We start from the raw sequence: 12,840 nt of genomic DNA on the forward strand, positions 1-12,840 counted from the left end.
CCTCGTCGCCGGTCCCGCATCCCGGGCAGCCCCACCCGGATGCGTTTCTTGCGGTAGGGACTGGAGCTTTTCCGGTCCGCGGACGCCTTCGTGAGGCGTCCCTACCGTGGTGTGGTGCTTGTCTCCATGCGGACCGCTCCTACGTGTCATCCGCTCCGCCGGCCCGGATTTTCGCGGAAGTGATCAGGGAATCCGCAGCCGCTGGCCCGGTCGCAGCGAATTCTCGCCGCGCAGGAGTTCGCGATTCGCGTCGTAGATATCCTGCCAGCGGCTCGCCGTCCCGTAGTAGCGCACGCTGATGCGCGAGAGTGAATCGCCTTCGACCACCGTGTGCACGCGCGGCGCGGGCGCCACCACCGGGTCCGTCGTCGCTGCACTCGGCGCGCGGCCCGCGGGCGTGGCGCCCGCGGCGGCCACGGCACCCGCCGCGTTGATGACCCGTGCCGCCGCCGCGATCTGATCAAGCGTGCTCTGCGCCTGTCGCAGCCGCGCCGTGATCGCGGCGTTTTCCTGCTGCAACTGGGCAATGCGCCCGCCCCGTTCGCGCTCGATCGCCTGAATGTTCTCGCTCAGCCGGGCGTTCTCCGCCCGCAAGCTCGCAATGTCGCGCTGCGCGCTCGTCAGCTGATTGGCCGCGGCGGCCAGATTCGCCGCGCGCTGCTCCGCGAGTTCCCGCGCCTGCTGCGCCTGCGCGAGTTGCTCGCTGGCCGTGCGCCACGAGCTGGCTTGCACCGTGAGCACGTCCAGCTGCTTTTGCAGCGTTTCCTTTTCCGCCGTGACCCGTTCGATCGCCGCCGCCAGTTCAGCCCGGCTGCTGCTGGCTTCGCCGCTCGCGCGGTTGAGCCGGTCGTTGTCCGCGCGGAGCGCCGCCATTTGCCGCGTCAAGTCCTGCACCTGCGCCTGCAGCGCGTCATTGTTGCGGTTGAGTTCCTCGAGGCTGCGCGTGCTTTCCTCCGCCACGCGGTCGTTCGCCGCCAGCCGCGCGCGGAGATCCGCGGCATCGGCGCGCGCCCGCTCGGTGGCCTGCGCCGCCTGGGCGAGCCGCGTCTGCAAATCATTCCGCTCGGTCGTCAACCGCTCGTTCAGGCCCGTGAGCTCCGCCACCGTCGCGCCATGCTGGTCGGCGCCTTTTTCCGCCTCGGCCAGCCGCGTCTGCAACGCGGCGAGCTCGGTCTGCGCCTTCTGCGCGTCGGCCGCTGCCGCTTCCGCGGCGGCGCGCGTGGCCTCGCCGTTCTGCCGCAACTGCGTCGCGCGCCGATCGGCGTCGGCGAGCTTGTTGAACATGTCCTCGAGCTGCGCCGTCAGCGTGGCGCGTTCCTTCGCCCACTCGGCCGGCGGCGCGGGGGCGCGCCGGGCGGCGGCCAGCGCCTCCTCCGCCTGGTTCTTTTCCTCGGTCAGCTGCGCATTCGCGCGCGTAAGCTGCGCCTGCGTTTCCTCCAATCGCTGGTTTGTGCCCGTCAACGTCCGCACCTGCTCGGTGAGCTGACTGATCTGCGCCTTGGTACCCGCCTCGTCAGCTTGCCGCGAACCGAGCAGCGCGCGATTGGCGTCGGCCAGCGCACGATTGGTTTCCCGTGCGCGCTGCAGCTGCTCGGCGATGGAGGTCACTTCCTGCGCCGACGCCGTGCGCTCGTCCTCCGCCTGCCGCTCCAAGGTGCGGACCTGGTTTCGCAGCGTCTGCATCTCCAACCGGGTCGCCTCCACATCGGGCGCCGCCTTGGCCGCGACCGCCTGCGCCGCCAAGGCGGCGGCCGCACTCTGCTTCGCGACTTCGAGATCCTTCACCAGTTCCTCGTTGCGGTCGCGCAGCTCCGCCACCTGCCGACCCGCGCCGTCGAGTTGCTCGGTCAGCTTAGCCAGCGCTTCGTGATCCTCGGATTGCGCGCGCTGCGCCGCTTCGAGCTCCGCCTTGGCCCGCTTCAGCTCCTCTTCCCGCGCGTTCGGCCCCGGCAGGGCCGCCAGCCGGTTGTTCTCGGCCTCGAGCCGTGCCACTTCGGCGGTCAGTCCGGCATTCGTGCGCCGGAGGTTCTCCGCCTCGTCGTTGGCCTGCGCGAGCTGCCGCTGCGCCGCCTTGGCCGACTCCGTGCCTCCGCTCTCCAGCTTGCTCACCTGTGCCGCCAGCTGCTGGTTATCCGCGCTCAACCGGGCGTTCACCTGCTCGAGTCGGGTGTTGAATTCCTTCTGGTCGGCGAGGGCCTTCTCCACCGTGGCCAGTTCGTCGCGCAATGCCTGCATCGTGGCCCGTTCCGCTTCGCCCGCCTCGTCCGCCTTTTTCGCGTCGGCCAGCTGCGCGCGGAGTCCGGTAATTTGTCGCTCCATCGCCGTGCGCTCGTTGGCGAAGTCGGCCACCGCTTTCTGCGCGGCCGCGAGCTGCGTGTTCACCGCCTCGACCTCCGCCGCCTGCTGCTTGGCGGCCGCGAGATCGCGTTGCGCGAGCTGCAGCTGCTCCTGCAGCTGATCCGCCGCGTATTTCGCGGCGTCGCGCTCGCGGCGCGCCGTCTCGACTTCGGCCGTCCGCGCCGCGGCGACGTTGCCGATGCGCTTCGCTTCGTCGAGCGCAGTCTGCAGCTCGGTGATCTTCGCCTCCGCGCGCGACGCCGCCGCGCGGGCTTCCGCCAGCTGACCGGCCATGACCTGCCCCGCGGTGCTGGAGCCGCGCGAGCGGGTCTCCGCCTCGTCCGCGCTCGCCTTGGCCGCCGCGAGTTCGCGCCGCAAGGGTTCCAGCTGCTGGGCCGCTTCCGCCGCCGCCTGCAACGCCGCCTGCTGCTGCTCGAATTTCAGCCGGGCTTCGCTCGCGGCCTCCGCCGCCGCTTTCTGGGTCGTCGCCAGCGCCGTCTGCGCCGTGGCCAATTCCTGGTTGAGCCGCTCCACGTCGGCCGCCGCGCGTGCCTGGGCGGCTAGGTTGCGCTTCGTGGTTTCGAGCTCCTGCGTCAGCTGCTCCGCGGCATACTTCGCCGCGTCGCGTTCACGACGGGCCGTCTCGAGCGCCGCCGTCTGCTCGGTGTTGCCCGCTCCGGCGCGGCGCGCTTCGTCCAGCGCCGTCTGCAATTCGGCCACGCGCGCCTCGGCCCGGCTCGTCGCCTCGTGCGCTTCGTTCAGCTGCGCCGTCAATGCTTGCCGGCTGGTCTTCGGATCCCGGCCCTCACGTTCGGCCTGACCCGCGGCGCGCTCCGCCGCCGCGAGGTCCCGCTGCAGGGTCTCGATCTGCGCATTCGCCGCCGCGAGATCCGTGGCTTTTTCGCGATAATCCTGCCGCGCGAGCGTCAGCTGCATCTGCACCGAGGCCAGTTCGCCAGTGAGCCGCTCGACGTCGCCGCCTTGCTTGGCCTCGGCGGTCAGTTTCTCACGCAAACTTTCGAGATCCTTGGTCGCCTGCTCGGCGGCCAACCGCGCCAGGTCGCGTTCGCGTCGGACGGTCTCGAGCGCCGCGGTCTGTTCCGCGCCGGCGGCGCCGGCCCGCTGCGCCGCCTCGAGCTCCTTCTGCAATTCCGCCGTGCGCGCTTCCGCGCGGGTGACGGCGTCCCGCGCCTCGCTGAGCTGCTGCGCCATCGCCTGACTCGCTGCACCCGCGCCGCGACTGCGCGTCTCGATGTCATCCCGTGCGGCCTTTGCCGCCGCGAGCTCGCGCTGTAAGGTGTCGACTTGCGCCGCGGCCGTGGTCGCGGCCTCAGCTGATTTCCACGCGTCCGCCAGCTCGCCGGAGAGCTTCTTCACATCCGCCGTCAGCTCTTCGTTCTTCTGCGTCAGGGTCGCGAGCTGCGCCTGCGCGGCCTGCAATTGCGCGCCCAGATCAGGCTTCGCCGCGGCCTGGGCGGCCGCCGCGTGAGCCTGCTCCAACTCCGCGGTCAATTTCGCGTGCTGCACCCGCGCCGACGCCTGCGCACTCTCCACCTGCACGCGCAGTTCCTCGGCCTCGCGTCGCGCCGCCACGAGTTGCTGCTGCACTTCCGCGCGCTCGCGTTGCGCGCGCTCCAGCTCCTCCTTCGCCGCCGTCACGGCCTGCACCTTTTGCTCGGCCGCGGCCAAAGCTGCACGCAGTCGCGTCGCCTCGGCCGTGCGGCTCTCCAGTTCGTCGGCTGCCGCCGATTGGGCGCCGATCGCCCGTTCGAGCCGGTCACGATCCGCCCGCAACGTCTCGAGCTCGCGCGTCGCCGCCGCCAATTGTGCGGTCAGCTGCGTGGTGTCGGCGCCCGGTGCCTGCGCCGCCTCGGTCAGCCGCTGGTTCTCGGCCGTCAACCGGGCATTGAGCCCGCGCTGTTCCTGCAATTCCTGCGCGAGCTGCGCCAGTGCCGGATCGGACTCCGCCGTGGTGACCGACGTGGGAATCTTCTCCCCCAGCTCGGTCAACCGCTTCTGCGCGAGCCGCAGCTGCCGGAAAAGGCTGCTGAGCTCCGCCGTCGAACGCTTCACCTCGTCGTTCAACCGACGGTTGTCCTCGAGCAGCGTGCGCACGCGCATCGCATCGGGTCCGTCGGTGGGCGAAGCCGCCACGGTGGCCGCGAGCCGGGCCGTGGCGTCCGACTGACGCGCCGCCTTGTCCGCGGCCTTGACCTGGGTGGAAAGCGCCGTGTTCTCCTGGGCGAGCCGCTCGTTTTCCGCGCGCAGCGCCGCCAGTTGTTCCGCATCGGCCGCCGAGCGGGAAGCAGGCGCCGCCGGCCGGTTGGCCGCCGCGCGGGCGTCGTTCAGCGCCGCCTGCAGCTCGGCCGTCCGTTTTTGCGCCGCGTCGATCTGCGCGGCCAACGTCGCGTTTTCGCGGGCGAGTTCCTCGGTCCGCGTATTCAGCGCGGCCGCACCTTGCGCGGCGCTGGCGGTCTGCGAAAGCCGTTGCTCCAGCGCCGCCTTCTCGGTTGCGAGCGCACGGGCGCCGTCGACCAACCGGGCGTATTCGCTGCGCACCGCGGTAAGGTCCGCCTCGGCGCGCTGCAGCCGTTCGGCCAGCGCCGGATCGGCCGGTGCCGCCGCGCTCGCGGGCGTTGCGGTGGGCGCACTCGCCACGGGCACCGGCGACGCCTGCCCCGCAAGCTCGGCGCGAAGCGTGGCGACACGATCCGTTGCCGCGGCGAGCTGGGAAGAATTCAGTTTTTGAGCGACGATGTCGCGGCCAGCCGCGCGTGCGCCGTTTTCCACGGCGAGCACCAGCCAGGCGTAGGCCTCCACCAGATTGGCGGAAACGCCGCCGCGGCCTTCGGCGAGCAGGATGCCGTAGTTGTTCTGCGCCGGCGCGAAGCCCTGCGCCGCGGCCGCGCGATAGAGTTCCGCGGCCGCGACGGGATCCGCCGCCGAGCCGCGGCCCTCCTCCAGCATCAACGCAAGGTTGTACCGGGCGCGCGCATACCCGCGGTTCGCCGCGTCGCGGTACCAGCGCTGCGCCTGCCCCTCGTCCTTGGTCACGCCGCGGCCGAGTTCATAGGCCAGCGCCAGGTTGTACTGCGCCTCGGCCACGCCGCGCTCCGCCGCCTGCCGGAACCAGAGCGCCGCCTCGAAATAGTCCTGCGCCACGCCGATGCCGTTCGCGTACATGTTGCCGGCGTTGAACTGCGCCGGCGCGAAGCCAAGCTCGGCGGATTTCAGGTAATGCTTGAACGCTGCCGCCACGTCCGGCGCGCTGCCGCGCCCGAGCTCGGCCATCATGCCGAGATTGAAATACGCGGGCGCATGGCCGCGCGCGGCCGCCTGGGTGTAGCAGCGCAGAGCGGCGGCGAAATCCTGCGTCACGCCCTGGCCATTCGCGTAAGCGTTGCCGACCGCGTTGAGCGCATCGGCGTCGCCGTTGTCCGCCCGCGTCCGCAATTGCTCGAGGCTCACCTCCGGCTGCGGCCACGCGGGGACCGATCCCAAGGCGAGCAGTGCGGCGGCGAGCAGCGCGCGCTGGTGGCGCGTCAGGAAATAGCGGACGGTCGGGTCAGAGCGGCGCACGGTAAAGTGTTAAGGAGAAAACCCCACCCACCAGCAAGGCGGCGATAAAAAAATCGCACGCCGGGTCGGCAACTGCAGCGCGGCCGCTGCAATTACACTTTTTTCGTGCGGCTACCCTGCGACCTGCACCGGGAGCAACGCGGCGTCCTGCATGCCGTGGATGATCTTCTTGTCCGGCGGGCAGAAGGTCGCCAGCGCGCCCGATAGTCGCGCCTCGCCGCCGACGACAAAATAGTAGGGGCACAGCCGCAGCCGGCCCGCCTTGGTCGTCGCGGTGTGGGACGGGTGCGGCAGCTCGGACCCGTCGCTCCTGCTCTCTGGTCTCTGGTCCCTGGTCGCTTCATACACCGGATGCTCGACGCGGCGCGGTTTCCGATAGCTCTGGAGCAGATGCAGGTTCGTGGGCGCGAGCTCGATCGCGCGATCGAGGCCTTGCTGCCACTCTTCGCGCGAGCAATCGCTGCCGAGCACGACGCTCCGCGCACCCCACGCCGTCTCATGATAGCCGCTGATCTTGAGGATGAGTTCGCGTTCTTTCTTGGACGCGCCAGCGAGTTCGCGCCAGTCGTTCAGCGCGCGACCACCGACGTGCGGACCGTCGAGCACGGCGCCCGGCGGCAGCGGCGCGGGATCCACGATCCAGCTCTGCGGAATCAACGCGCGCAGCAACGTGTGCGTGGCGCTCGACAGCGCCTCGGCCCAATAGTCCTGCAACAGGTGGTGATGGAACAGCGCCAGCGCGAGCTTCTCCTCCTGGAAGTGCCGCATCGGTGACGCGATCGCCACCTCGCCCGCGGTCCACGCTTCGAAGATGAACTTCGCGGTCCGGATGTTCTCGAGATCGAACAGCTCGAAGAACCGGTAAACGACGTCGATTTTTTCGGGGTTGCCGTCGATGTCGAGGCACAGCGTCGAGCCGAGCGGAAACACCTTCTCCACGTGCACGCAAAACACGCGCTTGCCGAGCAGCTGGAGCTGCTGCGCGAGCCACTCCATCTCCGGCCGGTACGTCGCTGCCTCGTCGCTCACGACGATCGCGATCAGCGGATTCGTCAGCTCCGGCCGCAGCGCCGCCAGCGCCGCGTGAAAATTGTGAATCATCGCATCGCCGCGACCGAGAATCCCTGGGAGCGCGGGCGCCCCGCCCGCTTCGGACGATGCCGGCGAGACGCTCGCGCTCCCTGACGGTGGCGCGGCTCCATCATAGAGCCGGTTGAGAAACGCGGTGAGCCCGATGCCGCCGGGCACCGAGTCGAGTTCGGTCAGCGCGAAACCGTCGTCCGTCAGCAGCAGGTCGGGCCGCAGGACCTGCGGCAGTGCGCCCCGTTGCCGCGGATCGCGGGCGTGCGCGACAAGCTGCGGCGGCTTGCCGCGATCGAGATAATCGGCGACCCACGGCGCGAGGAGCGGTTTGTTGCGCAGCAGGTTTCGCCCGCCCGCCGATCGCAAGTACAGCGATTCGAGCGCCTGGTGAAATTCGAGACACGCGGCGCCGATCGCCTCCAGCTGCACGATCTGCTCGCGCGACAGCGGCCACGCCTGCGGCGAGAGCTGCCACGACTTCGCCTCGAACAGCGGCTGGCTCGTCAGTGCCGCGTGGATGTGTTCGTAGGAGAGGTTCATGAATGCCGCATGAGGAAGGCCGATTGCCGAAGGACGGCAAGCGGCCGCCCCACACAGTGCCCTTCATTCTGCCTCGGGCACCCGGCACTCTTCACTTCTATTCCTCCATCTGGATTTCCTTGTTGCGGTGGCGCGGGCAGCCGGCGCGCAGCCAGGCATTGACGAAGCGATCGAGGTCGCCATCGAGCACGCCCTGCGTGTCGCTGGTGCTCACGCCCGTGCGCAGGTCCTTTACCATTTGGTAGGGCTGCAGCACGTAGGAGCGGATCTGTGCGCCCCAGCCGATCTCGCCTTTCTCGCCGTAAAACTTGTCCATCTCCGCGCGCTGCTCGTCCTGTTTCTTTTCGTAGAGCCGCGCCTTGAGGACGTTCATCGCCGCCGCCTTGTTCTTGAGCTGCGAACGTTCGTTTTGGCAGACCACGACGATGCCGGACGACAGGTGCGTGATCCGCACGGCCGAGTCGGTCGTGTTCACGCCCTGACCGCCTTTGCCGGAGGAGCGATAGACGTCGATGCGAAGATCGTTCTCGTTGATCTCGACGTCGACGTCCTCGGTGATTTCCGCGACCACGTCCACGGCGCAAAACGACGTGTGGCGGCGCTTGTTCGCATCGAACGGACTGATGCGCACGAGGCGGTGCACGCCGCGCTCGGCCTTGGCGTAGCCGTAGGCGTTTTCGCCTTTGATCAGGAGCGTGGCCTTGGTGATGCCCGCCTGGTCGCCGGCCTGGACGTCCTGCACCTCGATGCTGAAGCCGCGGCGTTCCGCCCAGCGGTTGTACATGCGGAAAAGCATGTCGGCCCAGTCGTTCGACTCGGTGCCGCCGGCGCCGGACTGGATCGAGAGGATCGCGTTGTTGCGATCGAATTGGCCGGTCAGGAACGACGCGATCTCCAGTGCGTCGAGTTCCTCGACCATCGCGGTCACATTGCTGTCGAGTTCCTGCGCGTAACTCTCGCGCTCCCCTTCCGAGGCCGCTTCGACGAGCTCGACCATGACGTCGAGGTCTTCGACTTTTTTGTGGAAGGCGACGACGGGCAGCACGGCCTTCTTGAGGCCGTTCAGTTTCGCGATGTGTTTCTGCGCGCGCTCGTTGCTATCCCAGAACGTGGGTGCGCCCATTTCTGCTTCAAGCGCTTCGATTTCCCGCTGCTTTTGTTCGCAGTCAAAGAAACCTCCATAGATGGCCGGCGCGCTTCTTGATGTTCTCGATGTGATTGAAGGTCTCGGGTGCGATCATGAGGAACGCCCATGGCCGCAAAGACCTCACGGTGGCGCAAGGGAATTCGTCGTCTCCAACGGCACGGGATTCCCGAGGAACAACACCCGGCGCCCATCCAGCTCGTACCACGTGTCTTCCCGCAAGCCGCCGCGCACCATGCGCACCTCGCGGTCCAGCAGCCCGCGGTCGCGGGCGTTGTAGATCATCACTCCCGTGCCGCGCGCCGTCGGCACGCGAATCGCGAGCAAAGCCTTCACGGAATCGCGCATGTACGGCCGCAACTGCAGCGTCGCCGTGACCACCGCGAAGGCGGACTGCTCCGGCAGGGCCTTGGCGCGCGCGAGCACCTTCAAGCTCGCGACCCCGGTGGGTGCATAGCGGTCCCAACGCTGCAACGGCCCGCGCAATCGCCGGCCGAAGCCGTCGTCGATCAGTTCGTAGCGGCCGGTGGCGAGCAGCGCCTGCGGATCGGTGACCACTTCTTTCGACAGCGAACGATCAGCATTTTCGAGCCGCGACCGCACCTCCGCCGTCAGTCGGCTGCTCTCCGCCGCGAGCGCCGGCGGCTGGGCGGCTTGCAGCGCCTCGCGGACGCCGGCCAGCGAATGCACGAGCGCGCCAACCGTGATCAAGCCACCGAGCACGAAACTGGCGGCCACATCCCACCAATGCGGATCCGGCGCGGGCGGCGAACGCCGGGCCTCGGCCGAAAACTCCGCCATCGCCACGCGCAGGCCCACGGCCTGCTGCATGAGCTCGGTGGGATGCACCTTGCCCTTCGCCAGAACCCGCGCGGTCTCCGACGCGGCGCGTTCCGTCCCGTCGCTCCAGAGCCAGGGCCCGGCCACGTGATCATACCGGTGCATCGTCCGCTGCACGCGCCACCACAGCCACGCACGTGAACCGATCAGGGCCGCGGTGGCCACGATCGCCGGCGTGCCTGAGCGGTCGAGCACGGCGAGCAGGGCCGCCACCGCGGCGACGGCGGTCCCAAACAGCGGCCACGGCGCGCCCCACAGCCGGCTGCGTCGCAGCAGTTCATACAGCCGCACCCAACGCAGCGCACCGGAGATCGCATCCAGCTCGGTGCGCAACGCGTGATAGCGCTCGTTGCGCGAATCGGCATGCGTGATGAATCCGCACTGCTCCGGCGTCTGGCCGGTGAACGCGAGCACGATCTGCTCCACCGGCGTCGCAGTCTTGCTGTTGAGCATGCGCGCCAGTTCCGGGTACCGACTCGTCGCATACGTCGACTGCAGCGCGGTCACCCGTTCCTGCAGCGCGTTCATGCGCTGCACCGCCAGCGAGAACAGCCGCACGAACCCGGCGTGATCCCCGTCGTCAAGCCAGCCGGCCTCGAGCACGATCTTCAACGCCGCCCCCGCGCGGGCGGCCAGCCCCTTCAGCACGCGCGCGGCCACGGGGTCCAGCGACTCCACATACTCGATCAGCGGCGGATGCAGCAGCCCGCGCACGATCGCCACGCCTTCGGCCCCGCCGGGGTTCTTCAACAGCTCGAGCAGGCCCGCGGTTTCCATGGCGCAGCCCCGCACCCGAAGGTTCGCCCGCCCTCCGGCGCCAGCCGCGAGCGCCAGCCAGCTGATCCCGACGATCAACGTGCGGCGCGCCAGCTCCGGCACCTCAGCCCACGCGGGACTGTTGGCGAGCTCCGTGACCGCGCGTAACCGGTCCCAGTCCGCGCGATGCGCCGGCGTTTCCCGCAAAAAGTGCGCCAGCGTGTCCGGCTGGTACGGCTCCAGCAGCGTCGTCTCGCCCGCCGCCCAGGTCGGCGCCTGGGTGAAATACTCCGCCGCATCGGGCAGCGTGAACACGCGCCCGCCGGAGCGCCACAGCCGCACGTTGCGCGGCTGATCGTAGTAGTCGCGAACGTTCTCGTGCCGGAGCCAGCGCTGCACCATGTCGCCGCGCCACCGGGCATCCATGGAGCCGGTGAGCAAGCCGCGCAGCAGCGGCAGTGCCGCCGGCTCGGCGCCCGTCTCCTCCACCGCGCCGGCGCGGGCCCCCGCCGGTTCGCGCTCCAGCAGCAACTGCTCGGCCCGCTGCCGCAGCTCCGGCGCCGTGCGCGGGCCGGTGCGCTTGAGCAAAAACATCACCACGTGCTGGCCGAGCAGCACCTCTTGAATGACCCGGCCCAGCGACCACCAGTCCCACGCGCAGAGTTGCGGCCCCGGCGAATGCCGCGCCAGCCCCGCCGCTTCGGGCGGCGCATAAAACGGATCCACTTCGATCGGGATCAACTCGGGCTGCTGGAAAAGCGTCACTTCCTGCAACCCGCCGACGACGAACTCGGGCCCGTTGGCGCCTTCTTCGATGTGCAGCGACTCCGGCTGGAGATTCAGATGCACCAGGCCGTCCGCATGCAGCGCATCCAGCGTGCCGGCGACCTGCTGGACGAGCGCCTCCAATTCGTCGAAACGCGGCCGATGCGCGGAGAGCCACTCAGCCACCGTCGTGGACGGCGGTGCCGCCATGACTTCATAGCGCCAGCCGTTTTCCTCAAACGCGTCGAGGCAGCGGAGAACTTTGGTCTGCTCCATCGCGCAGAGCTGCGCCCACGCGCGCCGGCGCCACTCGATGCCTTGGGTGACCAGCCGCGCCGTGATCAGCACCTTCTCCATCTTGCCCACATCTTCCGCGAGATAGCTGTGCCGGGCGCCGGGGAACACCCCCCCCAACGTGAATCGGTTCCAGCGCTGCCCAGGCACGGCTTCATTGCCGTCGGGCTGCAGGAAAGGCATGGCCGCGGCGTCCGGCAACGCGGTCACCGGCGGGTGATCAGCGTCAACCGTCCTGGCTTCGGGTTCTGGCATGGGTGATTCGGGCAAAACTCCCTCCGGTCTAGACGTCACGCCACCCCCTCGACTTTAGGATCGATCCCGAAACAGGTTTGCCCCACCCGCACCTGAGTGTGGGGTGGCCTGGGAAATGGCGCGCCGTGCCCTCGAGGCGCCGTTTGGCGAGAAAGCTTCCTCGGGGTGTTGGCGCCAACGCGCCGCACCTTCACGCCTTGGGCGCCGTGCGGTTACGTTATCCGCGCCCGGCCGCGAGTTTGGAGTCACCCCGCTCCTGCGGTCGCTTCGGCCCGGCGCTTCTTCCAATCCCAGTAACGCGCGATCAGGATGCTGATTTCGTAAAGCAAATACAACGGCACGGCCATCGCGACCTGGGTGATCACCTCCGGCGTGGTCAGCAGTGCGCCGACGATCAGCGTCAGCACGATCACATGCCGGCGGTAGTGGGCGAGCTGCTGGTGGGTGACCAGCCCGAGCTTCACCAAAATCAGAACCACGATCGGGAACTGGAAACCAATGCCCATGCCGACGATGAATTTCATCACGAACCCGATGTAGCCGTCAGCGCGCCAGTCGTACGCCTCAAGTCCAAGCAGATGCGAGTATTCGATCGACGCCCGCAGCGCCAGCGGCAGCAGGACGAAATACGTCGCCGCCACGCCGCTGAAGAACAGCAGCACGCCCCAGCCGAGCCACTGGTAGAGCACCGACTTCTCGCGCACGCTCAGCGCCGGCAGGAAGAATTGCCCCATGAAATAAATCCAGAAGGGCGCGGACACGATGATCGCGCCGTAGATCGCCACGTGAAACGCGATGAAGAACGCGTCGGCCGGGCTCAGGTTGTGCAGCCGGACGCGGAGCGCGCCCAGGCTTTCCGGCGGCGTGGGCTCCGGCACCAGTGTGGCCACCTGGTGCTCGCCGATCTTCGCCGAGCCGACGTGATAAGTGACGTTCGGATTGTCGCTGCCCGGCAGGCCGGGGAACTCGTCGGGCTTCACTTCGTAGGGCCCGAGCTGCGTGCCCCCGATCTTGAACGTGACGGTCGGCTTCGCCTTCTCGAACACGTTCATCCGTTGCAGCGGGTATTCGAGCAGGAGTACGAGCTTGTCGGCAATCAGCAGGCAAACGACCAAAGCAATCCCGATCGCGATTGCCGAGCGCACGAGCGCCGTGCGCAAATCGCGCAGGTGGTCCCAGAAAGATTTTTTCTCGCTGGTCTCTTCCTCGTCCAGCTGTTCGTCGACTGCACTCATGCGAGCGGCGAG

5 protein-coding genes are annotated in these 12,840 nt (G+C 68.7%); all 5 read right to left on the reverse strand.

From position 1 onward, the window contains the following. Positions 1-183 precede the first annotated feature (183 nt). The 5 genes from OTER_RS21385 to tatC all read right to left on the reverse strand — a co-directional run bounded on the left by OTER_RS21385 (position 184) and on the right by tatC (position 12,828). The gene (locus OTER_RS21385) at positions 184-5,916 is read right to left on the reverse strand and encodes a LysM peptidoglycan-binding domain-containing protein (protein WP_012377038.1); all 5,733 of its coding nucleotides are present in this window, start codon (positions 5,914-5,916) and stop codon (positions 184-186) included. Positions 5,917-6,027: 111 nt separating this feature from the next. Then, on the reverse strand, positions 6,028-7,539 hold the full coding sequence (locus OTER_RS21390; RefSeq protein WP_012377039.1) for a hypothetical protein: 1,512 nt from the start codon (positions 7,537-7,539) through the stop codon (positions 6,028-6,030). Between the two features lie 97 nt (positions 7,540-7,636). Next, positions 7,637-8,780 (reverse strand): peptide chain release factor 2 gene (gene prfB, locus OTER_RS21395; RefSeq protein ID WP_202796008.1). Its coding sequence is split into 2 segments (ribosomal slippage): positions 7,637-8,707 and positions 8,709-8,780, totalling 1,143 coding nucleotides; the frame shifts between segments, so codons are not numbered across the junction. Between the two features lie 26 nt (positions 8,781-8,806). Then, positions 8,807-11,593 carry a protein kinase family protein gene (locus OTER_RS21400; RefSeq protein WP_012377041.1) on the reverse strand — a complete coding sequence of 929 codons (2,787 nt, stop codon included), beginning with the start codon at positions 11,591-11,593 and terminating at the stop codon, positions 8,807-8,809. Between the two features lie 245 nt (positions 11,594-11,838). Further along, a complete protein-coding gene (tatC, locus tag OTER_RS21405) occupies positions 11,839-12,828 on the reverse strand; it encodes a twin-arginine translocase subunit TatC (protein WP_012377042.1) in 990 nt (329 codons plus the stop codon). Between the last annotated feature and the right edge of the window lie 12 nt (positions 12,829-12,840).

Source organism: Opitutus terrae PB90-1 (assembly GCF_000019965.1).
Lineage (GTDB): Bacteria > Verrucomicrobiota > Verrucomicrobiia > Opitutales > Opitutaceae > Opitutus > Opitutus terrae.